Consider the following 25239-nt stretch of genomic DNA (forward strand, 5'->3'; position numbering starts at 1 on the left):
GCTGTTTTTTTATTTCCATTATCTAACTGGCTAAATCACATGGAATGTTCGCAATCTATAGGTAAGAGGTGAACGAGACGTGCTGGATGTGTTATGGAAAGCAATTGTCATGCTGCTAGTTGGTACCTTGCTGCTGAGAATAGCAGGGCCTAAATCCATTAGTCAATTAACTGTACAACAAACAGTGATTATGATTTCCATCGGATCGATTATTATCCAACCCTTTATTGAGCATAATTTACTTGAAACCATTTGTGCAGCTACCATCTTTATTGTGGCACTTGTCATTATGGAAAAGCTGTCAATTCAATCGGATTTTTTTGAAAAATTGCTTTCAGGCAAATCGGTTGTGATTTTACAGGATGGCGAAATGCTTGATCATAAGCTGAAGAAAACAAGGCTCACAAGGGATCAATTTAAAATGCGTTTAAAGCAGCAAGGCATCACTGACATCAGCTGTCTCAAAAAAGCCACGCTAGAAGCCAATGGGCAAATTGGCTATGAGTTAAAACCTGAGGAAAAGCCAGTGACGGTCAAGCAAATGAAGGAACTCCTTGACCAATTAAGAGAAGAACTAAACCTGTCAAAAAAGGACTGAATGCAGATGAAAAGAAAAGCAGCGAAAAATGAAGCATTAACAAATAATATGACGCCGACAGAAAGCATGGCACATAATCAAGGACAAACTCAATTTGACGAACAATCAAGAGATCGTCAGGCAAACCGAAATTCTCATAAAGGAAAACAAGGGGGAGCATCTCGTGACTAAGAAGCATATGAAGAGCAAAGAGATGAAGGACCATAAAAAGCCAATGGACCCAGATATTTTAGAAGAGGAATTTGGCAGTGAGCTTGGAGATATTAACAGCAGCAAATGGATTGATACATTGGTGAAGCCAAAGAAAGATGCTGCATGTCAGCAGAATAAGAAATAGAAAAAAACGATCCATGAAGGATCGTTTCAGCGTGTAGACAAACCCTCGTATTCGCCCGCAGGTCTGCGCTCCGGTGCTCGTCCTTCCTAGACTTCAAAGGTTTTCTATCACGCTGAAAAGAAGACAAAGGGCTAAAATAAAAATCATTTTAGCCCTTTGTCAACAATCTGAAACGATCCATGAAGGATCGTTTTTTATTTGATATAACTGCCTTGCCTGCCGGTGATTGTTCGCATGAGATTGGTCATTTTGAGCTCAATCACTGGCTGTGCAACGGTTTTGACAAAAGTGCTAGACAAGGTAAAGGTTAACAGAATAGTCAGCAGCAATAAAATGAGTACACTTGCTGCATTGAGCGCCCAGTCATCAAACCAAGTGGTTCTTAGCAGTTTGATCACAAAGCCATGTAATAAATAAACATATAACGTTCTTGTTCCCCATTTTGTAAAAAAGAAACGGCGTGTTGGAACTAATGCAAAGAAGCTGAATGTAGCGCCAAATGCAAGCAAATACCATGCCATTCGTTTCAACGCGGCAATCATTCCTTCATCTCCTAGAGAAGCATACGACTTTGAGCCAAATAAGAAGGAATAATCAAATTCATAGAAGTAACAAAACAGGAACACAGCCATTAATACAAAAAGTGCCGCCAGCTTTCCTTTGCTTGTACGGATGAATTCAAAATGCTGCTTTTTTAAATAGAATCCAGCTAAAAACATAGGCAGAAAGACAAACGTACGTGATAAGCTGAGTGTATCGCTGATGCTGTCCACATAACCGACAAGTAATGCAATCGATAAACTGACAATCATCGCCCAGTGGAACGGCAGTTTTGAAAAAGGAATAAGCAGCAAGTTCCAAAAGAATAAACTAATTAAAAACCATAAGGACCATTGCGGATCAATTGGATTTAAATTGGCCATGCTTTGATCCTGTAATAGATAATAGTAAACCGAATAGATCACCTGAAAGATTAAATATGGGATGATCAGCTTAACGGCGACTTTTTTCATAAAGCCCGGTTTTCTAAACCCTTTTGCAAAAAAGCCAGAAACTAAAATAAAGGCGGGCATGTGAAAGGTATAAATAAACTTGTATAAGTAGAGCATCCAGTCATTATCATGAATGAATGATCGTAACAAATGACCAAAAACAACTAGAAAAATCAGAAGGAATTTCGCATTATCAAAATAACTATCTCGTGAAGATGCCATAACATCACCTTTCCTGCTCGTTTTCGAACATAAATGTTCTAAGTGCACTGTTCCCTTATTTGCCTCATTCTAAAATACATTTTCGCTTAATTCGCTATTTGATGTGAAATTGTAGAACGGTTGTAAAAGAAGCGTAAGAAAAGTGAATCGTTATACAATCCTGTCATCCAAATGAAATAAATGAGACAGTCTTCGTGTAAAAAGTTATCTTTTTTTATGAGTCGAATGAAGGAACAATGAAAATATTGTAGAAATATTGTAGAGGAATGAGGCTGGAAAAGGAGTGTAAGAGAATGACTGAAACGCTCGATGGCAATAGGTTAACCCCTGCGGGAGATATCAGAAAATTAGAAAAAGAGAACGAATATTTGCGAACTGAGTTGATGCAGCAAAAAATGCTGTTAAATAAGACGCTAGATGCCATTTTTATATTTGATCAGCACCTCAACATCATCCAAGCCAACGAAGCAACATGCAGGCTTGTCCAGACACCGAAAGAAGACCTCCTCAATAAATCCGTTCTAGATTTCCTATACGGCATCCCGAAAGATAAAGTTGAATGCTCACTCGATCTATTTTTTCGAAAAGGTACGTTAAAAAGAGAAATCTCCATTCAGCTGGAAAATGGCGAAACAAAATACATTGAATTTGTCGCAGAGCACGACACCATGAATCAGCAGTATATAGTGGTTATGCGAGATATTTCATCAAAGAAAATATTAGAACGAGAACGCTCCATGAATGAGCAGCTGTTCAAAGATTTGTTTGACCGAGCCATTGACGGGATGGTCATTTTTGATCAGGATGGCTGCATGATTGATGCGAATCATTCTTTTTGTCAGAGCTTTGAGCTGCAAAAGACTGATTTAACCGATCGCTATTTACATGAATTTGTCGAAGAAGAAAATCTTCCCGCCTTGCAGCATCTTTTAACGTCACTTAAAGAAACAGGGAAAGCAAAAGGGGAGCTTCCTGTTACCCTTCAATCTGGCCAGCACAAATTATTCGAACTCACCATTACATCAAATGTGATGAGTGGTTTTTATATGTCCATCATGCGGGATATTACCGAAAAAAGGCTGATGGAAGAGAAGCTGTTAAAAAGTGAAGAGCGCTTTAGAGAAATTTTCGAAAATGCAATGGATGCCATCATCATATGGGCGGACGATGGAGAGATTGTGAGAGCCAATGAATCAGCCTGCCGAATTTTTGAATTACCAATGCACTCGCTGATTGGCAAAAAACTTACCGACTTTCTCGTCAAATCTGATAAGAGATATAGACCAACAAGAAGACGCTATATCCGGAATCATGAAATAAGGGAAGAGCTATTGTTCAAAATGGCAAATGGACAGTATAAAGAGCTTGAGTTTACATCAAAGCATGCGGTATTAGAAGGACAGCACTTAACCATTTTACGTAATGTAAGTGATCGAAAAAGAATGGAGCAGGAGCTGCGCGAAAGTGAGCTCAAATTCCGCAAAGTATTTAATGGTTCAATGGACGGCATTGTTCTTTTTGATAATCAATACCGAATCATTGAAGTCAATCCATCTGCCAGCGAGCTGCTTCAATTGAAGGACGATCATTTAACAGAAATGAATCTTTTCCACATCCTTGCCCCTTATCAAATAGAGAATTTGGCTCAGCCCGCCGAGGCGATGTCATTAGATGAAATGGATAATGAGGTTCCGTTTGTACTGAACCATCCAGATCAGCGTATCCTGGAATTCTCTTTTAAACGCAACATTATCCATAATATGAATTTGGCGATCTTTAGAGATGTGACAGAGCGGAAGGAATTAGAAGAGCGGGTGAGAAAATCAGATACCCTTCATGTGGTCGGAGAGCTTGCCGCTGGAATTGCTCATGAAATTAGAAACCCGATGACAGCCTTAAAAGGCTTCATTCAGCTGTTAAAAGGAAATATAGAAGGGGAGTATTCGCTCTATTTCAATGTCATCACATCAGAGCTGAAAAGAATTGAATCCATCATCACCGAATTTTTGATTTTAGCGAAACCGCAAGCCATTGTATATGAAGAAAAAAATGTGGTGCAGATTGTGAAAGACACGATGGATCTTCTGCACGCACAGGCGAATCTTGGCAATGTTCAAATGCATCTCAATGTGCTGGATGAGATTCCGCTCATTTATTGTGAACAAAACCAATTAAAGCAGGTCTTTATTAACATTTTAAAAAATGCAATTGAAGTCATGCCGCGCAAAGGAAATGTTTATGTGAGCATTCAGCGGAAGGGTGAGGAGCATATTGTCATTTCACTGCGTGATGAAGGCTGCGGAATGGCAGAGGATAAGCTAAAGCGTCTAGGTGAGCCTTTTTATACAACGAAAGAAAGAGGAACTGGACTTGGGTTAATGGTTAGTTATAAAATTATTGAAGAGCATCAAGGAACCATTGAAGTAGAAAGTGAGGAAGGCGTAGGGACCGTCTTCCATCTCACGCTGCCACTTAGGCAGCAGAAACAAGAAGGAGAACAGTAACGTGTATTATACCGTCTATCATGCACCTATCGGGGCATTATACATACTAGAAAAGGATGGTGCCATCATCGAGGTGATGTTTGATGATGAACCGTTTCTAGCAAAAAAGCAGGCAGCGAATCTAAAGCAAGCAGATACGCCTGTCTTACAAGAAGCGAAAAAGCAGCTAGATGAATATTTCAAAGGTGAGCGTCAAGTATTCGATCTCCCGCTCAAGCAAACAGGCTCTCCTTTCCAAGAACAGGTGTGGGAAGCATTGTCGGCCATTCCATATGGTCAATCAAAAAGCTATGCAGACATTGCAGACGCGATTGGCAATCCAAAGGCTGTAAGAGCCATCGGACAAGCTAACAGACGAAATGCATTACCTATTTTTATCCCATGTCACAGGGTGATTGGAAAAGACCGGTCTTTGACGGGCTATGCAGGATCGAAGACAGACATGAAAGCGGTCCTCCTTGAATTAGAAGGCATCCCATTTGTTCAAAAATAAATCGATTGACCTGTTCCAAATGTTTGTCAAGCGACATATCCTTTTATTAAGCTAAAAAAGTTGGTTGAGGGAAAAAGGAGGGCGCTGGCATGTTTTGGGGCAAAAAAGGTAAAATGTATGCCGTTACGTCACTATGTGTCAAAATGAACGTTTTGACAGAAGAACAAAAAAAAGAAATCTTAACAAAAACGAATCAAGAAACAAAAAAGCGCGGTGCTCTTAAATGACAAGAACACGGCGCTTTTTTGCGATTATTGAGAGATGCTTTCGGCGAAAAGAGCATCAATCTCTTCTGCATAGTTCGATGTGATAATTCCCTTTTCTGTAATGATGCCTGAAATAAGATGATGAGGAGTGACATCAAAGGCGGGATTGAATACCTGAACATCAGGCGGTGCAATGGGGACGCCGTTTAATTCCTTTACTTCCAGCGGGTCGCGCTCTTCAATTGGAATATCTGACCCGTCGCGGGTGGATACATCAAAGGTTGAAAGCGGTGCTGCTACAAAAAACGGAATGTGAAAATGCTTGGCTAGAACGGCAAGACCTAACGTTCCAATCTTATTCGCTGTATCTCCATTACGGGCGATACGGTCAGCTCCAACAATGACAGCAGAAATTTGCTTTTCCTTCATCGTATGGGCTGCCATGTTATCTGTAATGAGCGTCACATCCACGCCGCCTTGCATAAGCTCCCATGTTGTCAGACGAGCACCTTGAAGAACAGGGCGTGTTTCACATGCATAAATGTGAAGATCAAGATTTTTCTTTTTGGCTAAATAAAAGGGAGCAAGGGCTGTTCCGTACCGGCTCGTTGCGATGGAGCCTGCATTACAAATGGTCATGATACGGTCACCTGATTTAAAGAGCTGAAGTGCATTTTGACCGATTTGTCTGCATGTTTCTTCATCTTCAATTTGAATTTGAATGGCTTCATGGACAAGGTCTGTTTTGGCTGCATTCACTGATGCTGCACGCTGAATGCGCTGCAGCAGCCGGTCTAATGCCCAGGCGAGGTTCACAGCGGTTGGACGAGCACTGTTTAAATATTCTTTGATTCGAATGACTTCTTGTTTAAACACATCCATTTCTTCTGTCTCAATGGCTTGCGCACTAAGCGCCAGCCCAAAAGCTGCTGTAATGCCAATCGCAGGCGCTCCGCGTACTTTTAATGACACAATCGCATCATACACATCTTCTTTCGTATATAAATGCTCAAATACGGTTTCGGCCGGTAATTTTTGCTGATTTAAAATGTGAATACGGTTTTCTTCCCATTCGACAGAACGGGGGACTTCAAATTCTTTTGACAAAACCCGTCACTCCTTTACAGATGGCTGGAATAATGCGACGAGATCAGACGCTGTTTCCACTGTATGATATTGTTTGATAAATGTTTTTCCAAGTGTCAGTGCTGCTTTTTTCTGCTGAATCCGTCTAGTTGGTGATGGAATCGCATCGAGATCAGCGGCATGAGCAAGACCGATTGTTCGGCGGACAAGCTCACAGCCGGCAAAGCCTGTCGCTTCTTTTAAAATCCGGTCAAAGGTTGTTTCTAAAAAGCTGTCCGATACACTAAACGCTTCAATGCTGTCCTCTTTCCAAGCTCTTGTGAACACTTCTTTGAAGGTTGCCCATACATTGACGACATGGTCAAAAAGGTGCTGCTGCTCGTGTTCATTCTCGCGAGATAAAGCATTCAGGAACAGATTGGCGATAAAGTGGCCGATATCGAATCCAAAGGGACCGTAAAACGCGAATTCTGGATCAATGATTTTCGTTTCAGTCTCATTTGCAAAAATACTGCCTGTATGAAGATCTCCATGAACCAATGTTTCAGCTGATGTCAGGAAGATACGCTTCAATTCCGCTGCTTTGGCTTGCAGCTCAAGATCTGCCCAAAGCGCTTCTGCTGATTCTCTTAATTCTTCTTCGAAGTCATTTGTTTCACTATCAAAGAAAGGGTCTGTGAAGACGAGTTTTTCTGTGATATCACACAGGTCAGGGTTCGTAAATTGCTTCACAAATTGTTTTTTGATTTTAGGATTTGTAGCAAAGTCAGATGTGTAAAAAAGTGTTTTTCCTAAAAATTCTCCGACATGATCGGATAAATGCGGATATTGTTTTCCGGCAATTAGCCCTTTTCTGACGATTTCTAAGTGTGAAAGATCCTCCATGGCTGTCACTGCAAGAGCTGTATCTGAATAATAGACTGCTGGTACGAGGTGCGGCGCATATTCTGACTGCTTGATCAGGGCGGCACTTTCAATTCTTGCCCGGTCTAATGTAAGCGGCCAGCTCTCCCCAACCACCTTTGCATAAGGCAGCGCCTGCTTGATGATCAATCCTTTTTCTTGTTTGTGATCATAAATATGAAAGACGTAATTTAAATTCCCGTCACCAATTTCAGTACATGTCAAATGGCTGCTTTCTTGGATCAAACCAAGTCTAATTGCGAGTGCAACTGCCGAGCTTTCTGTTAGTTCTTCATATGATGCCGTAAGTGTAACCAATTGCTTCCCCTCCAAATCATATAAAAAAGCCTCTTTCTCCTGAGAGAAAGAGGCTTGATGGTGTGTATGCTCAAAGCCTCTCTTATCTCTCAGCACATATGTCTGATGGAATTAGCACCGTGCCCTATAAGACAATTGTCTTGGCGCGTTACTTGCTGCGCCCCACTTCACAGTGGTATTAACGGTCGGTTGCTGTTGGGGTCAAAAGGCCAAATCCCTCGCCCAACTCTCGATAAGAGAAATCAATATGTAATTGTTTCGTGTCTGTTTGCATTTCTTAATTCAAGATATTATCAGAGCGGCGCTTTACATGTCAATCTTTTTTCAAAATTGCTTTACAATTCATAAAACAATCCATTACAGTGATTGTATTGTCACGTAACTTGAATAGAAGGTGAAGAAATGGAATTCCAGCAATCAGATGTGTTGAAACAATTACCGAAGCAATTTTTTGCGTCGCTTGTCCAAAAGGTGCAGAAAAAAGTACAGGAAGGGGCAGATATCATTAATTTGGGACAGGGAAATCCTGATCAGCCAACTCCTCCGCACATTGTAAAAGCCATGCAGGAAGCGGTAGCAAAACCTGAAAATCATCAATACTCCTCATTCCGTGGAACAGCGAAATTAAAAAAGGCTGCTGCCGCTTTTTATGAAAGAGAATATGGCGTCACACTTGATCCAAAGGCGGAAATTGCGATTTTATTTGGCGGGAAAGCAGGGCTTGTTGAGCTGCCGCAATGCCTGCTGAATCCGGGTGATACGCTTCTTGTCCCTGATCCTGGCTATCCTGATTATTGGTCAGGCGCTGTGCTTGCTGGAGCGCATATGGTAACCATGCCACTTCTTGAAAAAAATGATTTTTTACCTGACTACGATTTGCTGCCTGAAGATGATAAGAAAAAGGCAAAATTAATGTACTTAAATTACCCCAACAATCCGACGGGGGCTACGGCAAGCCGTTCATTTTTTGAAGAAACCGTTACGTTTGCGAAAGATCATAAGCTATGTGTTGTCCATGATTTTGCATATGGCGGCATTGGCTTTGATGGAGAAAAGCCGCTCAGCTTTCTGCAAATAGAGGGGGCGATAGAGACGGGAATAGAAATTTACACATTGTCTAAAACGTACAATATGGCAGGGTGGAGAGTAGGATTTGCAGCTGGAAATTCGTCTGTTATTGAAGCCATTGAGCTTTATCAGGATCATCTGTTTGTCTCCCTGTTTAAAGCCACTCAAGATGCAGCAGCGGAAGCGCTATTAAGCGATCAAACGTGCGTACAGGTGCAAAATGATCGATATGAGAAAAGGCGGAATGTGTGGATTGCTGCCTGCAAAGAAATTGGCTGGGAAGTCAGTGCACCAAAGGGATCATTTTTTGCTTGGTTAAAGGTGCCGGAAGGATATACATCTGAAGCCTTTTCTGACTTATTATTAGAGAAGGCACATGTTGTGGTTGCGCCAGGTAATGGCTTTGGTGATCACGGTGAAGGGTACGTGAGAGCAGGGCTTCTAACAAGTGAGGAGCGGTTACAAGAAGCTGCTCAGCGCATCGCTGCCTTGAATCTGTTTGAAAAAAAGCCATTGACAACATAAAAAAATGGTGCGATAATTCAGGCAATATTTAAGAAAATTGAATATTCTTATCAAGAGTAGGCAGAGGGACTAGCCCAATGAAGCCCGGCAACCGACTTCCATGAAGCACGGTGCTAATTCTTGCAGCAAGCGCTGAGAGATAAGATTCGGATGAATGACACGAAACAACCTCTTTAAGGCGCTCAAGAAGCACTTGAAGAGGTTTTTTTATTGAATATATGCATGACGCAATCGAAAGGGGATTCCTAGTGAGTGAATTACTGGCAACATACGTATTAACACATCGAGAGGATGAACAAATAAATCGAAAAGTGGAGCAGATCGCGCTTGGTTTAACAGTTGGATCATGGACGGATTTGCCGCAGCTCAAAAAGGAGCAGCTTCAAAAGCATAAAGGCCGAGTTGAAAAAGTATTAGAAAAAGCTGCTCCAGCCGAAAATGGTCTTTATCAATCAGAGGTGACGATTGCTTATCCTGAGGCAAACTTTTCAGCTGATTTACCAGCAGTTTTCACGACGATTTTTGGAAAGCTTTCACTAGATGGAAAAGTGAAGCTAGTCGATATCCAATTTTCTGAAGAATTTAAAAAAAGCCTGCCAGGACCTGTATTTGGAATTGACGGCATTCGAAAAAAGGTAGGCGTGTTTGATCGTCCATTATTGATGAGTATTTTTAAAGGCGTTATCGGCCGTGATATGCAGGATTTAAAAGAGCAGCTCCGTTTACAGGCATTAGGCGGGGTTGACTTCATCAAAGACGATGAAATTTTATTTGAAAGTCCATTAGCTCCTTTTGAAGAGCGAATCAAAGAAGGAAAAGCGATTTTAAAAGAAACCTATGAAGAGACAGGACACCGCACGCTGTATGCTGTCAATTTAACGGGCAGAACCTTTGACCTGAAGGATCGGGCGAGAAAGGCCGCTGAACTTGGGGCAGATGCGCTCTTATTCAATGTCTTTGCTTACGGCCTGGATGTCATGCAAAGCCTAGCTGAGGACCCAGACATTCCACTGCCGATTATGGCGCATCCTGCTGTGAGTGGTGCTTTGACATCCTCTCCTGAATATGGATTTTCGCATTCTCTTCTTTTAGGCAAATTAAATCGATATGCTGGCGCTGATTTGAGCCTTTTTCCCTCACCTTATGGGTCGGTTGCACTTCCGAAAAAAGATGCCTTTGGAATCTATGAAGCTTGTGTGAAAGAGGATACGGTTCAAAAAACATTCCCTGTCCCGTCAGCAGGCATTCATCCAGGAATGGTTCCAGTATTGATCAAAGATTTTGGAATTGATCATGTGATAAATGCAGGTGGAGGCATACACGGACATCCGCGGGGAGCCATCGGCGGAGGGAAGGCATTTCGTTCGATCATTGATGCAGTGATTCACGAAGAGTCCATCCGAGATAAGGCGGCTTCCTGCCAAGACTTAAAAGCGGCACTTGATCTTTGGGGAAGGGTAGCAGAATAATGAAAAAACCAATTGTATGCTGTGATTTTGATGGAACAATTACAAAAAATGATAATATCATCCGCATCATGAAACAGTTTGCACCAAGTGAATGGACGAAGCTGAAGGATGGTGTCCTGTCAAAGGAAATCACCATTCAAGAAGGCGTCGGGCAGATGTTTCAATTACTGAAAAGTGATCAGAAGGAAGCCATTCAATCATTTATATTAGAGGATACAGAGATTCGAGAAGGGTTTAAGCAATTTGTGGATGAAGTAAAAAAAGCAGACATTCCTTTCTATGTACTTAGCGGCGGTATGGACTTTTTTGTTTACCCGATCCTCGAAGGCATTGTCGATCGAGACGATATTTATTGCAACCATGCATCATTTGGGGAAGACCATATTCAGATTGAATGGCCGCATGCCTGCGATACGCAATGTCAAAATGGCTGCGGATGCTGCAAGCCCTCAATCATTCGAAAGCTGACTCATGAGGATGACTTCATCATCATGATCGGAGATTCAGTGACTGATGTGGAGGCGGCGAAGCATGCAGATCTTACGTTTGCGCGCGACTACTTGCTCAATGAATGTCAAGAGCTCGGGCTCGTACATAAGGAGTACGACACATTTATTGATCTACACGCGCAATTTGTTCAAATAAAGGAAGTGAAGGAATGGCAGACGCAAAGAGCAAACGCTGGCAGGAGCTAGCAGACGTTAAACGTGAACTGGCTCAAAGAGATTGGTTTTTCGGAACAAGCGGTAATTTATCGATCAAGGTGTCGGATGATCCAATCACGTTTTTGGTGACGGCAAGCGGCAAAGATAAACGAAAAGAAACAAACGAAGATTTTGTGCTAGTAAATGCGGCAGGCCAGACCCATCATCCGAACGAGCCGCTTAGACCATCAGCTGAAACACTGCTTCACACGTACGTGTATGAACGGACGAAAGCAGGCTGCTGCCTCCATGTCCATACAATCGATAATAATGTGATATCAGAGCTGTACGGGGATAAGGGAGAGATTCGTTTTAAAGGCAACGAAATCATCAAAGCGCTTGGTTATTGGGAAGAGGATGCAGAAGTGTCGATTCCGATTATTGAAAATCCAGCTCATATTCCGCAGCTTGCAGAGCAATTTGCAAAACATCTGACACTAGAGGCGTCATCTGGTGCTGTACTCATTCGCAATCATGGCATCACGGTCTGGGGAAAAACAGCCTTTGAAGCAAAACGAGTATTAGAAACATATGAATTTTTATTTAGCTATCACTTAAAATTAGCGCTTTATCAACAGCAGCTTGTAAGATAAAAAGGAGGAAAAGCACATGGCGACGATTTTGATTCATAACGAAGAGAACACATTACTGGAAAGCGAGCAAGAGGTAGCATCATATTTAGAAAACCAAGGGGTCATTTATGAGCATTGGGATATTGAAAAGCTGCCAAACCGTTTATCAGAAAAGTATGATTTAACCGATGAGGAAAAGGAAGAGATTTTGACTGTTTTCCAAAAAGAAATCCAAAGTATTTCTGAAAAAAGAGGGTACAAAGCGCAGGATGTCATTTCATTATCTGATGCCACGCCAAATCTTGATGAGCTGCTCCAAAACTTTAAACGTGAGCATCACCATACAGATGATGAAGTACGCTTTATTGTGAGCGGGCACGGAATCTTTGCTATTCAAGGCAAGGATGGCGTCTTTTTTGATGTGAGATTGAATCCAGGTGATTTAATTTCTGTTCCGCCAAACATTCGTCATTACTTTACACTTCAAGAGGATCGCAAAGTGGTCGCAGTTCGCATATTTGTCACAACTGAGGGCTGGGTGCCGATTTACGAGGAAGAAACGGTTTAATGATAGAGCTGATCATTCCGCATGAGGCGGAAGATCAGCTTTTTTTTAGGAGATTAGATATAAAATGAGAAAGAAAATAGTTGATTTTGATCTTCTGCATAGGATAAAATTCTGTTTAATCAATGTGTCAGTCCTGTCCAATTTTGAAGTTTACCCCCAAATTTGATTGGGTAAAAGGTCTTTAGGCTGTAAAAAATTAAATAAAATAAGCATATTTAATTTAATTTACAAATAAAGTATAATTTTGGTGTCGGATCATTTTGAGCATAGACAGTCGAAATCATTGCGGGAGCTGAGATCATGAATATTTATGTAAGGAAAGAACAATTGCTGATGTCCATTGATGAGAAGAGAAAACAAATGGTAGAAGCTGCTCAAGTGGAAGGGTACACTGGTGAGACGACAATTAAATATAGTCAAGAACTGGACAACCTGATGAATGAGTATCAGCATCTTCTTTTTCATGAGAAACAATCTGCCCCCTCCTTTCATGATCTAGTGTCTCAAATGAGTCTATTATCTGTGAACCGCCCCTCTTATTGACATGAAAAACCGGTCTTGCATAAGCAAAACCGGCTGACATCTTCAGTTATGCTGAGTGAGCAGAAGGAAGCATGATCATGACAGTCGTTCCTTTATTCACTTCGCTATGAATATCAATTGTTCCGCCATACATCGAAATGATTCGTTTACACACGACAAGCCCAAGACCTGTGCCTTTTTCCTTCGACGTAATAAAGGGGAGGAAGATGTGCTTTAACATCTCTTCTGGTATGCCTTCACCTGTATCCTCTACTTTAATGATGACATGTTCTTTTTCAGCTTCGATCACAATCTTCAAATGACCGCCGTTTGGCATCGCTTCTAAAGAGTTCTTTGCTACATTTAAAACGACTTGTTTAATATGATCCTTTGTGCAATACACGCCCACATCTTGAATCGTATTGATTTGCAAATCCACTTCGACATTATAAAGGTTTGCCTCAGAGAAAACGATCGGCATGATCTCACTTACAATTTCTTTTACAGAGTTATTCTGCCATTTTTCAGCCGTTGGTTTTCCTAAGACAAGAAATTCACTGACGATTTGGTTGATCCGCTTAATTTCTTCCTCAATGACAGAAAAATAGAGCTGATCTTCTTCTGAATGATACTTCTTTTGCAATAGCTGGATAAATCCGCTAATCCCTGTTAATGGGTTGCGAATTTCGTGTGCTGTACTTGCTGCGAGTGTTCCGATCAATTCAAGCTTTTGCGCTTCGTTTTGATGACGCTCCTGCTGAGTTTGCCGCCTTAACACGATATATTGGACGAGTGTGAATAAAATATTTAATAAGATAAACGCACTGGATAAAGGGATGAGCATCACAGACAGCACTTCACTAGTTGAAGCACGCTGCGGAAAGACCTCCAGCTTCCAGCTGTTTTCATCTAAATATGTAGACACGGTGCTGCCGCCTTCGGGTACTGGCTGTGGACCGCTTGTAAAGACGACATGTCCATTTTGATTCAGCATCTTAAAATGAAGATCAGGGTTCAATACATTCATAATATTTCTTAAATAATCAATTTGAATGGCGGCAATCAGCACATTGGTGACCTCTTCGTTTTCATCGAGTACAGGCACACAAATGGAGAGAATCCGCTGTTTTGTAATTCGGCTCACATAGTTGTCTGTGATCACAGTCTGCTTGGTCACTTGAATGCGTTTAAAGTAATCTCTGAATGATAGGTTGATTTTTTCCTTTAACGGGGTGGTGCTTGCTGTTACATTTCCTTTTTTGTCTAGGAGATACAGACCTGAAAAACGAGGTTCTTGTTTATAGATTTTCTCTAGGATGTTTTGTACTTTTTTCGTTTCAAGCGGCTGGTCAAATCCCATGGCAAGGGAAGTTAATCTCGCTTCTGTTTCACTTATTAAATAATTCATTTGGTTTTTGTGAATATTTAACATAAGTGTAGCGGTTTGTTTGTTCTTTAAATCGATTTTTTCAGTTTCTTTTTCGTAGATAAAATAACTAATGATTAGGGTTGGAAGCATGACCAAAATAAGGTAAAGCCTGATCTTCTTCCAAAACCCTTTCAGTATACTCATCATTCATCGCTCCAACGTATTACCTAATAGACTTATTATAGCATTGAACCTATCTTTATTACGATGACTTGTGTGATTTTTAAAAAATTAGGTGATTCGTTCTGGTCTCATTTTCATGCTAAAGATGGATCAAAATGTTGACATTTTACTTATTGTTTATTAATGTCACATTAGTGGGTTGCATTTCATAAAGGATGATAAAAAATGGAAAATCATAATGTTGAAAAATCATTGAAATTATTTATTGTATTATCACGTGCCTATCGCTCAATTAATCATCACATGAACAAACATATTGTGAAGCACGGGCTGAATCCAACTGAATTTGCTGTGCTAGAATTGCTGTACCATAAAGGTGATCAGCCGCTTCAGCAAATCGGTGATAAGATTTTACTTGCAAGCGGCAGCATCACGTATGTGGTCGATAAATTGGAGAAGAAAGAACTTCTCAGTCGCAAGGCTTGTGCAGAAGACCGCAGGGTGACATTTGCGCATATTACCAAGCAGGGACGAGCTTTGCTTGATGACATTTTCCCAGATCATGCGAAAGAAATTCATGAAATGATCAGTGTCCTGAGCGAAGAAGAGAAAGATGCCTGCATCGATATGCTCAAACATGTAGGGCTGCGTGCAAAGCATTTATATGATCATCAAGATTAAATAAAAAGGAAGCCGCTGGCTTCCTTTTCAGCGTGCAGGCAATCCCTCGCATTCGGCGTTAGTCCTGCGTACCGGTGCTCAAAAGGTTTTCTATCACGCTGAAAAGAAGACAAAGGGCTAAAATAGAGATCATTTTAGCCCTTTGTCAACAATCTGTAAAGAAGCCGCTGGGCTTCTTTTTTTATTTTGCTTTTTTCTCAATCGGTAAAATGAGTACTTCTACACGCCGGTTTTTACTTCTGCCTTCTGCTGTATCGTTTGAGGCAATCGGTTTGAATTCGCCGTATCCTTTTGTACTAAAGTTCTCTTGGTTTAGATTGCTGTTTTCAAGAAGAATATTTAAAAAGTTCACAGCACGAATGGCGCTTAAATACCAGTTTGATTCAAATTCTGAATTTCTGATCGGTACATTATCTGTATGTCCGCTAATGACAATGTCACGAGCGGGATTAATGACGAGCAGTTTTGAGATTTCTTTTGCTAATGGGACATCTTGAGGGCGAATAACTGCCCGCCCAGAATCAAAGAAGATACTGTCCTCAATCGTAATGAGAAGTCCTTCATCCGTAAGCTTTGTTTCGAGCTTTGAACCAAGTTTTTTATTTGCAATGAAAGAATCGACCTGTTTTTTGACCTTTGTGAGAACCGCTTGGTCCCTAGCCTTTGCTTTGGCTTCTTCATCTTTCTCTTCCTCGGCTGCTTTCTTGACTTGGTTGCTGTTTTCAGTTTCTTCCGTGCTTTGCATGCTGGATTGATCCATAACACCAGTACCGCCAGTAAAAACTACATTAAAAGACTTAGCCATCTGTTCATATTTCGCCGCATCAATTGAACTAGATGCAAAAAGCACAATGAAGAGAGCGAGAAGAAGCGTCAGGAGATCGGCATAAGGGATAAGCCAAGATTCATCTACATGGTCTTCATGATCATCATGGTTTTTACGTTTCCTAGCCATTTTGATTTTCTCCTTCTTCAATGACAAGATTTGCACGTTCTTTTGCTGGTAAGTACATAAGAAGTTTTTGTTCAATGACTTTTGGAGACTGACCTTCAAGAACAGACAGAATACCTTCGATCATAATCAGACGAAGCTTTACTTCTTCCTTTGATTTACGCTTCAGCTTGTTGGCAAATGGATGCCATAATACATATCCGGTAAAAATCCCAAGCAGTGTGGCGACGAAGGCAGCACTGATTGCATGTCCAAGTGCTTCAATATCTCCCATGTTGGCAAGTGCGGCAATAAGTCCGACAACGGCGCCAAGTACCCCTAGCGTCGGAGCGTATGTACCAGCTTGTGTAAAGATTAATGCACCTGACTGATGTCGTTCAGACATGGCGTCGACTTCTTCTGTTAAAACGTCTCGAATAAATTCAGCGCTTTGACCGTCAACTGCCATGCTTAACCCGTTCTTTAGAAAATCATCATCGACTTCTTCAAGACTTGCTTCTAATGCCAAAAGACCTTCACGACGCGCAATTTGTGCCCAGTTTGAAAATAGAGGGATCATTTCTTGAATCGTTGGAAGCTTGCTGTCTTTGAAAATTTTGCCGAACAATTTTGGTGTTTTCTTAATTTCACTAGAAGGGAATGCGATGACAACAGCTGCAACCGTTCCAACAATGATGATTAATATAGCCGCCGGGTTGAGAAGAGCAGTTAGACTCACACCTTTCAAAACCATACCGACACCTAGTGCAATAAATGCTAAAATAATACCAATTAACGATGTTTTGTCCATTATCTCACCAAATCCTTTAACTATCTTTTTCTATAGTTAATATCGGTGTGTTCTAGAATGGTTTTAGTCAGAATATAAAATTAAGACAGTTTCTGTGAAGAATTTTTGACGAAAGCGCTTTCTGAATATGAAAAAGAAGAAACTCCCTCTCATATAAAGGGAGTCTCCACTTAATCGTTTTGAGCTGGTTCATCTAAATGAAGCAGCTCTTTTAATTTTTCTTCATATATGATTTTGACAAGGTCGTAGCTCCAATTCATCATGTGATCCACCTCTTTTTCTTTTATCGTAAAGGAAAAGAGGCGGGGGAGCGTCGGCGTTCAGATGGAACTTAGACACCGCAACATGATGGAGGTGCATATCATCCTGAAGATGTAGTTATCCTTTTTTTACAACGATTTCGTCATGGTCAACATCTACAGTAAATCCAGAAAGCTGCTCCTCTTCAAGCAGGATCTCCGTCATTTGATCTTCCACGTGCTCTTGGATGGTTCTTCGAAGTGGACGAGCACCAAATGCAGGGTGATATCCAAGCTCTGCGATTTTTTCTTTCGCTTCATTTGTGACATGGACTGTTAAATTCTGCTCTTTTAATTGCTCTGACAGCTCATTGAGCAGAAGGTCAACAATCTTCACTAAGTCTTCTCTGTCTAGAGAATCAAATTGAATGATACTGTCAAAACGGTTCAAAAATTCTGGTTTGAAGTAGCTGCTCAGTGAATCAATGAGTGATTGTTCCTCAATCGCTTCTTCCTGATCAGACTGGAAGCCCACTTTGACCGTTTTATCTGCGGTGCCTGCGTTACTTGTCATGATGATGACTGTATCTTTAAAGCTGACCGTTCTGCCTTGGCTGTCTGTTAAACGGCCGTCTTCCATGATTTGCAGGAACATGTGCTGTACATCTGGGTGTGCTTTTTCGATTTCATCCAGCAAAATGATGCTGTATGGTTTTCTGCGCACTTTTTCAGTCAGCTGGCCAGCTTCATCATGTCCAACGTAACCAGGAGGAGAACCGATGAGTTTGGACACAGAGTGTTTTTCCATGTACTCACTCATATCTAAACGAATGATCGCATCTCTTGAACCGAATAATTCTTCAGCTAACGTTTTAGACAATTCGGTTTTCCCGACACCTGTTGGTCCAACGAAAAGGAATGAGCCTGTTGGTCTATGTTTTGATTTTAATCCAGCTCTGCTTCTTTTCACGGCTTTGGCCACTTTATCAACCGCATGCTCCTGCCCAATCACTCGTGCTTTTAGACGGACGTCAATTTCTTTCATTTTGGTTTGTTCGTCTGCTTGCAGTTTCCCGACAGGAATGCCTGTTTTTTGTTCCACAATGGCCTGAATATCCTCTGCTGTAACGATATGCTCTTTCTCAGTTGTTTTGTTTTGAAGTCTTGCTTCAATGGCTTCTTCTTCATCGCGAAGCTTCGCTGCTTTTTCATATTGTTCTTCTGTTAGCGCAGCTTGTTTTTCTGCGGCAATTTGCGCTAATCGGTTTGTCAGCTCATCTTCACTTGCTGCATCAATGGAGAGGTTCGCTTTTGAACCAGCTTCATCCATTAAATCAATGGCTTTATCCGGTAAATGACGGTCTTGAATATACCGCGAAGATAACTGAACACACGCTTTGATTGCTTCATCTGAATAGGTGACACCATGATAGGCCTCGTATTTATCTTGAATGCCTTTTAAGATGTCGATCGCTTCATCTTGTGTTGGCTCATCTACGATGACGGGCTGGAAGCGCCGTTCGAGTGCAGCATCTTTTTCAATTTGGCGATATTCTTTTAATGTCGTTGCACCTACTAGCTGCAGTTCACCTCTTGCAAGGGCTGGTTTTAAAATGTTTCCAGCATCCATTGATCCTTCTGCAGATCCTGCGCCCACAAGAAGGTGGATTTCATCTACAAATAAGATGATATTTTTACGGCTTTGCAGTTCTTTGATTAACTGCTTCATTCTTTCCTCAAATTGACCGCGTACACCTGTGTTTGCGACAAGTGAAGAAACATCTAATAAATAGATTTGTTTGTTCTTTAATTTATTTGGCACATCACCGCTCGCAATTTTGAGTGCGAGTCCTTCTGCGATCGCTGTTTTTCCAACACCTGGTTCCCCAATAAGAACAGGGTTATTTTTATTTCTTCTATTTAAAATCTCAATGACTCTTGCGACTTCTTCATCACGGCCAATGACTGGATCAATTAAACCAGCATTTGCAGCATCTGTTAAGTTACGGCCAAGCTCATCGAGTAAGCCTTTTTGCTTTGGCTGCTCCATGTTTGGGGCATGTCCTGCTGCCTGAGAGAAGAATGAACTTCCTCCAAAGAGCTGAGGTCCCATTTTCATTTTTGACTGCTCGATCAAAGAGGTATAGCAGTCTTCACATAAAACCATTTGGCTCCGGGACGAATTTACTTGCATATTCAGGCGAATAGTTGCTTCATTTACTTGACAATGTTGACAACGCATTTGCCATAACCTCCTTAAAATAAAGTTTGACTTTATTTGACCAATGAATGTTAAAGAAAATGGTCTATTGTTTGACCATCTTTGACTATAGTATACTCTGACCTATTTTGACTTTCAACTGTTTTGCTCAAAGGGGAATAAAAATCCTTTTTTGCATTTAATCATGGTTTGTCCTTCTTTTCAAGGAACTTGTCTCATAGGATAAAAAAGAGACAATCGAAAGTGATGGGTGCGGAGGGGTCACATGAAACGTTCAAATGAATCCGCTTTTCAGCTTGCCTTTGTTTATGTAGGAACAGTGGTTGGAGCTGGGTTTGCGACAGGGAAAGAAATCGTAGAATTTTTTGTTCGTTTTGGCTGGATTGGACTATTAGGAATCCTGATTAGCGGTGTTATTTTTACTGGCCTTGGGGCAAAAATGATGCTGATTTCGAAACGAATCGAAGCCGAGTCTTATCAAGATATGAACCGTTTTTTATTTGGCGCAGCTGCGAGTCGATATATTAATATTGTGATGTTTTTTATTTTACTTGGTGTTACCTCAGTCATGATTTCAGGCGCAGGGGCTATTTTTGAAGAACAGCTTGGTATATCGAAGGAGTATGGGGTCTTTTTGACGATTATTCTGAGTGTCATTGTACTCTTTAAAGGTTCAAAAGGGCTTTTTGGAGTCAACGTGCTTGTCGTTCCAATGCTGATTTTCTTTTCAATGATCGTGTTTCTTGATTCATTTGTGTTTAGCAGCAGTGAAAGTTATGTTCTTGCGCTGCAAATGGGTGAGGGTGAGTGGATATTATCAGCAGTGTCATATGGTGCTTTTAATTTAGCACTGTCACAGGCAGTGTTAGTACCCGTCGCAAATGAAATGACCTCTGAAGCAGTCATTAAAAAGGGAGCGGTGCTTGGGGGCGTCATGCTGACACTCATTTTGCTTGCTTGCTTCTTATCTCTTTCTTCATTAGATATGCTGGAGGCGTTTGATATTCCAATGGCCCAGGTGGTGTATCAAGTTGCAAACTCCATTCATCTCATTTATTTATTTGTCATCTTCGGTGAAGTTTTTACATCCGTCATAGGCAATTTATACGGGCTGGAGAGACAAGTGAGGGCATATATCCGAATGAACAGCATCTTTACGATATCCCTTATACTCATATGCTGCTATGTGATTAGTAAAATTGGTTACGGTACACTGATTTCAACGGTTTATCCGGTTTTTGGCTATGTCAGCATCTTTTTTATCCTCTTTCTTTGTCTAAAAAAAGTGCCTGCACCGCTAGATAAGTAAAGAAAGGATAGCCTGCATGAAAAATATGTGGTACACTATCCTCTGTGAAAATTGAACAAAAATCCGTGAAGACGGGAGAGGTTCTAGCAAAACCCTCTATAAAAAACTAAGGACTTGCCGTATCCTTGGATGTGGCATTTTTTATTTTTTATGGCTGGGACACCTCATACACATGTAAAGGTGTCTTTTCTTTTGAGAAAAATAGGGGTTTTCAGGAGCCTTTCAGATGCAGTGTTGTACGGTTGTACTCATCTGCAAAAGGAGGAGAACAGAAAATGAAAAATGAAAAAGCAGTCGTTGTCTTTAGCGGGGGACAGGACAGTACGACCTGTTTATTATGGGCACTTCAACAATTTGAAGAGGTAGAAACAGTGACCTTTCATTATAATCAGCGTCATCAAGAAGAAATTGATGTCGCCAAAAGAATCGCTGACAAATTAGGTGTGAAGAATCATCTATTAGATATGTCACTTTTAAATCAACTGGCACCTAATGCTTTAACAAGAGATGACATTGACATTGAGGAAAAAGAGGGAGAACTTCCTTCCACATTTGTACCAGGAAGAAACTTAGTGTTCTTATCCTTCGCCTCTATCCTGGCGTTTCAAATTGGAGCAAGGCATATTATCACAGGTGTTTGTGAGACAGACTTTAGCGGCTATCCAGATTGCCGTGACGAGTTTGTGAAATCTTGCAACGTCACAGTGAATTTAGCAATGGAAAAACCATTTGTGATTCATACACCACTGATGTGGCTGAATAAAGCAGAAACATGGAAGCTGGCAGATGAGCTCAATGCGCTGGATTTTGTGAAAAATGAAACGCTCACTTGCTATAACGGCATCATCTCTGATGGCTGCGGGGAATGTCCTGCGTGTAAGCTGCGGAAAAATGGCTATGACACTTATATGGAAATGAAGGAGGCAAAATAAATGCTTTCTCAAATCTATCCACAAACCGATCATCCATTTTCATTTGAATTAAATAAAGACATGCATGTATCAGCTGCCCATTTCATCCCGCGGGAAGATGCGGGCGCATGCAGCCGTGTTCATGGTCATACGTACACCATCAATATCACGATTGCGGGAGACGAGCTAGATGAATCGGGTTTCCTTGTCAATTTCAGTACATTGAAGAAGCTCATTCATGGGCAGTACGATCACACGCTGCTCAATGATCATGAGGAATTCTCATCAAACGATCGATACGCGATGCCAACCACTGAGGTGGTGGCAAAGACCGTACATGACAAAGTTGCAGCGTATTTATCGACTTTAGCGAACAAGCCGACATGTGTTCAAGTCTTTGTCAGAGAGACACCAACAAGCTATTGCATTTACCGTCCGAAACGAGTTGAGATCAATGGCTAAAGCGATTCCCGTATTAGAAATCTTTGGTCCAACCATTCAAGGAGAAGGAATGGTCATTGGACAAAAAACCATGTTTGTCAGAACGGCTGGCTGTGACTACTCGTGCAGCTGGTGTGATTCCTCTTTTACATGGGATGGCTCAGCGAAGCATGACATTCAGTGGCTTGAGGCAGAAGACATTGTCAAAGAATTAAAAAGAATAGGCGGACAGGCTTTTTCTCATGTCACCATTTCAGGGGGAAACCCGGCGCTTTTAAAACAAATGGAATCCCTTATTGATTTGCTGCATGAAGAAGGAATTGATACAGCGCTTGAAACACAAGGGACGATGTATCAGGAATGGTTTTTGAAAATTGATGATTTAACTATTTCACCTAAGCCGCCAAGCTCGAATATGAAAACAGATTTTACGAAACTAACACGTATTATAGATGAGCTGAAAAGCGGGAATAGATTGCAGCATGCTAGCCTGAAAGTCGTGATTTTTGACGACCATGATCTAGCGTATGCGAAGGATGTTCATGCGAAATACCCTGAGCTTCCGTTTTATTTACAGGTAGGAAATGATGAAACGACGACAGGTGATGATGCGTACTTATTAACGCATTTATTAAAGAAATATGAAGCGCTTGTCGATCAAGTCGCGCAAGATCCAGACTTAAACCGCGTAAGAGTGCTGCCGCAGCTGCACACGTTATTGTGGGGAAATAAACGAGGCGTATAGAAAGGAAGAGATGACATGACGACAAGAAAACCAGAAGAATTAGAAGGTGTCACGTTACTAGGAAACCAAGGAACCAATTATTTATTTGATTATGCACCACAAGTGCTTGAAACGTTTCCAAATAAACATACAAATAGAGATTACTTTGTGAAATTTAACTGCCCAGAATTTACATCACTATGTCCGCAAACAGGACAGCCTGATTTTGCGACAGTTTATATCAGCTATATCCCAAATGAAATCATGGTCGAAAGTAAATCGCTAAAATTATATTTGTTCAGCTTCCGTAACCATGGTGACTTCCATGAGGATTGTATGAACATTATTATGAACGACCTGATTGAATTGATGGACCCAAGGTATATTGAAGTTTGGGGAAAATTTACGCCAAGAGGCGGTATTTCCATTGACCCGTATACGAACTACGGAAAACCCGGCACGAAATACGAGGAAATGGCCGAATACCGTATGATGAACCATGATATGTATCCGGAGACGATTGATAATCGGTAATTATTCCGTTGTGTAAGACGGAGTATGAAACGAATTGGTGTCACATTAATGTGGAAAAAGTCACACCTGAAAATACTCATGGGAATTGTATGAAAAAGTGTGACCTGATGTGCAACCTGAACTGTGACTTTTATGCAGTGAACAATTGATAGTACAGAAGCAGATGAAGGCGTACAATTTGTACGTCTTTTCTTTTTTATCCGAAAGAAAAAATGCCTATTTAAAGATCATAGGCATTAAATTCATATCTTCATTTATTGTTTTGCTAAGTTTCTGAACCTTCTCTTTCAAAATTGACTATCTCATTTATTTCTGACTGTTCTCCATCTGTTAGGTAATGGTATTGATGTTGTTGAGCATTTGCTTCAGCAGCTACATCTATCCTAACTTTAGTTGTTCTGGTTGTACAATTTCATATTCACCTTCTGCATACTCTTGCTCCGCATAATGGCTCCCCCATTGACAGAGCTCTTGCAAGATAGGTTTAAGAGATTTTCCAAGTTCAGTGGAAGAATATTCAACCTTCGGCGGTACTTGATTATACATCTTTCTTGTCACAAGTCCACTGGCTTCAAGCTCTCTAAGAGTTTGAATCAGCATTTTCTGAGTTATATTTGGAATAATGCGCTTTAATTCACTCGTTCTTTTTGGGCCATTCATTAAAAAGTATAATACAAGCCCTTTCCATTTTCCGCCAATCACTTCCTTTGTCACTTCAAACCCACAGCTAAATTTTTTCATGTTTAAAGCTCTCCATTCCACATTTGTTACTTTTTAGTTACTATATCACAAAAAAGTGGGTACTTCCGATAATGTGCTTACTGAAGGATACTATATCTTGTAAGTTGTTCTTTAAGTACTCAAAGGCACTAGACATAAAATAATATGAATTCTAAAGGAGTGTTAAGTATGGGCAAATTTGAAGGTAAAATAGCGCTTGTAACGGGTGGAACAAGTGGGATTGGTCTTGCTGCAGCACAAAAATTTGTAAACGAAGGTGCATATGTTTATATCACGGGACGTAGACAAAACGAACTTGATAAAGCTGTTAACCAAATTGGCAAGAACGTAACCGGTGTTCAAGGTGATATTTCTAAGCTTGAAGACTTAGACAAACTATATGACATGATAAAGCAGGAAAAAGGTAAGTTGGACATCCTTTTTGCTAATGCAGGCATCGGCAACTTCCTTCCATTAGGTGAAATTACTGAAGAGCAGGTTAATAGAACGTTCGACATTAACGTGAAAGGAACCATTTTTACTGTTCAAAAAGCGCTATCACTATTCCCGGACAAAGTAGGTTCTATTATTGTAACGGGCTCTACTGCTGGATCAATTGGCAACCCAGCATTTAGTGTATATGGAGCATCTAAAGCAGCATTAAGAGCACTAGTTCGCAACTGGATTCTTGACCTAAAAGGTACTGAAATTCGTGTAAATGTAGTAAGTCCAGGAGTGATTCTTACACCTGCATACGATGAGCTTTTTGGTGATGCACTTGAAGGAGCGATGGAAAATGCCAGAAATGCTGTTCCAGCTGGAAAAGTTGGGACACCTGAAGAAGTAGCAAACGCTGTAATTTTCCTTGCATCAGACGAAAGCAGTTACTTGACGGGTGTTGAATTGTTCGTAGATGGCGGGCTAGCACAGGTATAATGTCACTGCGAAGGGATTGCAAATCGTCCTTAATGGGGATTTCCTTGAGTCGTATAAAAAAGTCGTTTTCCATATGTCCTGAGTAGATGGATATGTAAAATGAGAAAAAAGGAAAAGACATGCCAGATGCATGTCTTTTTTT

General features: G+C 40.9%; 27 protein-coding genes and 3 riboswitches. Of the genes, 19 read left to right on the forward strand and 8 right to left on the reverse strand.

Annotated elements, in window-relative coordinates; all coding sequences use genetic code 11:
* Positions 1 to 79 precede the first annotated feature (79 nt).
* Genes M1D81_RS06700 through M1D81_RS06710 form a run of 3 tightly spaced genes read left to right on the forward strand, consistent with a single transcriptional unit; the run spans position 80 to position 935 of the window.
* Complete coding sequence (locus M1D81_RS06700) at positions 80 to 598, forward strand: DUF421 domain-containing protein (protein WP_456265231.1); 519 nt, start codon at positions 80 to 82, stop codon at positions 596 to 598.
* Between the two features lie 6 nt (positions 599 to 604).
* Positions 605 to 769, forward strand: a complete 165-nt coding sequence (locus tag M1D81_RS06705) for a hypothetical protein (RefSeq protein ID WP_456265230.1) — start codon at positions 605 to 607, stop codon at positions 767 to 769.
* Positions 762 to 935 carry a hypothetical protein gene (locus M1D81_RS06710; RefSeq protein WP_166644678.1) on the forward strand — a complete coding sequence of 58 codons (174 nt, stop codon included), beginning with the start codon at positions 762 to 764 and terminating at the stop codon, positions 933 to 935. Before M1D81_RS06705 ends, M1D81_RS06710 begins: the two co-directional genes overlap by 8 nt.
* Before the next feature lie 194 nt (positions 936 to 1129).
* Here M1D81_RS06710 and M1D81_RS06715 read toward each other — a convergent pair whose 3' ends face one another.
* Positions 1130 to 2149: an acyltransferase family protein gene (locus M1D81_RS06715; RefSeq protein WP_456265229.1), complete on the reverse strand. Its 1020-nt coding sequence runs from the start codon at positions 2147 to 2149 to the stop codon at positions 1130 to 1132.
* Between the two features lie 293 nt (positions 2150 to 2442).
* Between M1D81_RS06715 and M1D81_RS06720 the strand changes: the two genes are divergently transcribed.
* The 3 genes from M1D81_RS06720 to M1D81_RS06730 all read left to right on the forward strand — a co-directional run bounded on the left by M1D81_RS06720 (position 2443) and on the right by M1D81_RS06730 (position 5373).
* Positions 2443 to 4653, forward strand: coding sequence for a PAS domain-containing sensor histidine kinase (locus tag M1D81_RS06720; protein WP_034623371.1), 2211 nt, complete (start codon positions 2443 to 2445; stop codon positions 4651 to 4653).
* Position 4654: 1 nt separating this feature from the next.
* A complete protein-coding gene (locus M1D81_RS06725) occupies positions 4655 to 5146 on the forward strand; it encodes a methylated-DNA--[protein]-cysteine S-methyltransferase (protein ID WP_456265228.1) in 492 nt (163 codons plus the stop codon).
* A gap of 89 nt (positions 5147 to 5235) precedes the next feature.
* Positions 5236 to 5373, forward strand: coding sequence for a hypothetical protein (locus tag M1D81_RS06730; RefSeq protein ID WP_162860203.1), 138 nt, complete (start codon positions 5236 to 5238; stop codon positions 5371 to 5373).
* 24 nt (positions 5374 to 5397) lie between these two features.
* On the opposite strand, the gene mtnA is transcribed toward M1D81_RS06730, so the two are convergent.
* On the reverse strand, positions 5398 to 6459 hold the full coding sequence (gene mtnA / locus M1D81_RS06735; protein WP_073204948.1) for an S-methyl-5-thioribose-1-phosphate isomerase: 1062 nt from the start codon (positions 6457 to 6459) through the stop codon (positions 5398 to 5400).
* A gap of 6 nt (positions 6460 to 6465) precedes the next feature.
* The gene (mtnK, locus tag M1D81_RS06740) at positions 6466 to 7659 is read right to left on the reverse strand and encodes an S-methyl-5-thioribose kinase (protein WP_456265227.1); all 1194 of its coding nucleotides are present in this window, start codon (positions 7657 to 7659) and stop codon (positions 6466 to 6468) included.
* A gap of 80 nt (positions 7660 to 7739) precedes the next feature.
* Positions 7740 to 7897: riboswitch (SAM riboswitch) on the reverse strand.
* 164 nt (positions 7898 to 8061) lie between these two features.
* Between mtnK and M1D81_RS06745 the strand changes: the two genes are divergently transcribed.
* The 6 genes from M1D81_RS06745 (at position 8062) to M1D81_RS06770 (ending at position 13108) form a co-directional block, all read left to right on the forward strand.
* Entirely contained in the window at positions 8062 to 9252 is a 1191-nt protein-coding gene (locus M1D81_RS06745; protein ID WP_456265226.1) for an aminotransferase class I/II-fold pyridoxal phosphate-dependent enzyme, read from the forward strand.
* 44 nt (positions 9253 to 9296) lie between these two features.
* Positions 9297 to 9398, forward strand: a riboswitch (SAM riboswitch).
* Between the two features lie 102 nt (positions 9399 to 9500).
* Positions 9501 to 10721, forward strand: a complete 1221-nt coding sequence (gene mtnW, locus M1D81_RS06750) for a 2,3-diketo-5-methylthiopentyl-1-phosphate enolase (protein ID WP_456265225.1) — start codon at positions 9501 to 9503, stop codon at positions 10719 to 10721.
* Positions 10721 to 11416 (forward strand): 2-hydroxy-3-keto-5-methylthiopentenyl-1-phosphate phosphatase, encoded by a 696-nt coding sequence (locus M1D81_RS06755; protein WP_456265224.1) that lies wholly within the window; start codon positions 10721 to 10723, stop codon positions 11414 to 11416. The genes mtnW and M1D81_RS06755 overlap by 1 nt, the downstream gene beginning before the upstream one ends.
* The gene (locus M1D81_RS06760) at positions 11380 to 12018 is read left to right on the forward strand and encodes a methylthioribulose 1-phosphate dehydratase (protein WP_456265223.1); all 639 of its coding nucleotides are present in this window, start codon (positions 11380 to 11382) and stop codon (positions 12016 to 12018) included. The genes M1D81_RS06755 and M1D81_RS06760 overlap by 37 nt, the downstream gene beginning before the upstream one ends.
* A gap of 16 nt (positions 12019 to 12034) precedes the next feature.
* Positions 12035 to 12565 carry a 1,2-dihydroxy-3-keto-5-methylthiopentene dioxygenase gene (locus M1D81_RS06765; protein ID WP_034281537.1) on the forward strand — a complete coding sequence of 177 codons (531 nt, stop codon included), beginning with the start codon at positions 12035 to 12037 and terminating at the stop codon, positions 12563 to 12565.
* A gap of 300 nt (positions 12566 to 12865) precedes the next feature.
* Positions 12866 to 13108, forward strand: a complete 243-nt coding sequence (locus tag M1D81_RS06770) for an aspartyl-phosphate phosphatase Spo0E family protein (RefSeq protein WP_034322108.1) — start codon at positions 12866 to 12868, stop codon at positions 13106 to 13108.
* A 46-nt stretch (positions 13109 to 13154) separates the two neighbouring features.
* On the opposite strand, the gene M1D81_RS06775 is transcribed toward M1D81_RS06770, so the two are convergent.
* Positions 13155 to 14660 carry an ATP-binding protein gene (locus M1D81_RS06775; protein WP_034281538.1) on the reverse strand — a complete coding sequence of 502 codons (1506 nt, stop codon included), beginning with the start codon at positions 14658 to 14660 and terminating at the stop codon, positions 13155 to 13157.
* 204 nt (positions 14661 to 14864) lie between these two features.
* Here M1D81_RS06775 and M1D81_RS06780 point away from each other — a divergent pair, with 204 nt between their 5' ends.
* On the forward strand, positions 14865 to 15320 hold the full coding sequence (locus tag M1D81_RS06780; protein ID WP_044331884.1) for a MarR family winged helix-turn-helix transcriptional regulator: 456 nt from the start codon (positions 14865 to 14867) through the stop codon (positions 15318 to 15320).
* A 181-nt stretch (positions 15321 to 15501) separates the two neighbouring features.
* Here the strand turns inward: M1D81_RS06780 and motB are convergent, their stop codons facing one another.
* The 3 genes from motB to M1D81_RS06795 all read right to left on the reverse strand — a co-directional run bounded on the left by motB (position 15502) and on the right by M1D81_RS06795 (position 19543).
* Positions 15502 to 16275, reverse strand: coding sequence for a flagellar motor protein MotB (gene motB, locus M1D81_RS06785; RefSeq protein WP_456265222.1), 774 nt, complete (start codon positions 16273 to 16275; stop codon positions 15502 to 15504).
* Positions 16268 to 17062 carry a flagellar motor stator protein MotA gene (gene motA / locus M1D81_RS06790; protein WP_075622915.1) on the reverse strand — a complete coding sequence of 265 codons (795 nt, stop codon included), beginning with the start codon at positions 17060 to 17062 and terminating at the stop codon, positions 16268 to 16270. Before motA ends, motB begins: the two co-directional genes overlap by 8 nt.
* Positions 17063 to 17440: 378 nt before the next feature.
* Complete coding sequence (locus M1D81_RS06795) at positions 17441 to 19543, reverse strand: AAA family ATPase (protein WP_456265221.1); 2103 nt, start codon at positions 19541 to 19543, stop codon at positions 17441 to 17443.
* A gap of 244 nt (positions 19544 to 19787) precedes the next feature.
* On the opposite strand from M1D81_RS06795, the gene M1D81_RS06800 reads away from it, so the two are divergent.
* The 5 genes from M1D81_RS06800 to queF all read left to right on the forward strand — a co-directional run bounded on the left by M1D81_RS06800 (position 19788) and on the right by queF (position 23441).
* Positions 19788 to 20831 carry a YkvI family membrane protein gene (locus M1D81_RS06800; protein WP_081124314.1) on the forward strand — a complete coding sequence of 348 codons (1044 nt, stop codon included), beginning with the start codon at positions 19788 to 19790 and terminating at the stop codon, positions 20829 to 20831.
* A 71-nt stretch (positions 20832 to 20902) separates the two neighbouring features.
* Positions 20903 to 20947: riboswitch (PreQ1 riboswitch) on the forward strand.
* A 159-nt stretch (positions 20948 to 21106) separates the two neighbouring features.
* Positions 21107 to 21763 carry a 7-cyano-7-deazaguanine synthase QueC gene (gene queC, locus M1D81_RS06805; RefSeq protein WP_456265220.1) on the forward strand — a complete coding sequence of 219 codons (657 nt, stop codon included), beginning with the start codon at positions 21107 to 21109 and terminating at the stop codon, positions 21761 to 21763.
* Complete coding sequence (gene queD / locus M1D81_RS06810; protein ID WP_024424684.1) at positions 21764 to 22204, forward strand: 6-carboxytetrahydropterin synthase QueD; 441 nt, start codon at positions 21764 to 21766, stop codon at positions 22202 to 22204.
* Entirely contained in the window at positions 22197 to 22928 is a 732-nt protein-coding gene (gene queE, locus M1D81_RS06815) for a 7-carboxy-7-deazaguanine synthase QueE (RefSeq protein WP_456265219.1), read from the forward strand. The genes queD and queE overlap by 8 nt, the downstream gene beginning before the upstream one ends.
* Before the next feature lie 15 nt (positions 22929 to 22943).
* Positions 22944 to 23441: a preQ(1) synthase gene (gene queF / locus M1D81_RS06820; RefSeq protein ID WP_024426839.1), complete on the forward strand. Its 498-nt coding sequence runs from the start codon at positions 22944 to 22946 to the stop codon at positions 23439 to 23441.
* Between the two features lie 378 nt (positions 23442 to 23819).
* Here queF and M1D81_RS06825 read toward each other — a convergent pair whose 3' ends face one another.
* Positions 23820 to 24182 (reverse strand): winged helix-turn-helix transcriptional regulator, encoded by a 363-nt coding sequence (locus tag M1D81_RS06825; protein WP_034667321.1) that lies wholly within the window; start codon positions 24180 to 24182, stop codon positions 23820 to 23822.
* Positions 24183 to 24350: 168 nt separating this feature from the next.
* Here M1D81_RS06825 and M1D81_RS06830 point away from each other — a divergent pair, with 168 nt between their 5' ends.
* Complete coding sequence (locus tag M1D81_RS06830; protein WP_456265218.1) at positions 24351 to 25097, forward strand: SDR family NAD(P)-dependent oxidoreductase; 747 nt, start codon at positions 24351 to 24353, stop codon at positions 25095 to 25097.
* Positions 25098 to 25239: the final 142 nt, after the last annotated feature.

The organism is Bacillus sp. JZ105 (assembly GCF_053903125.1).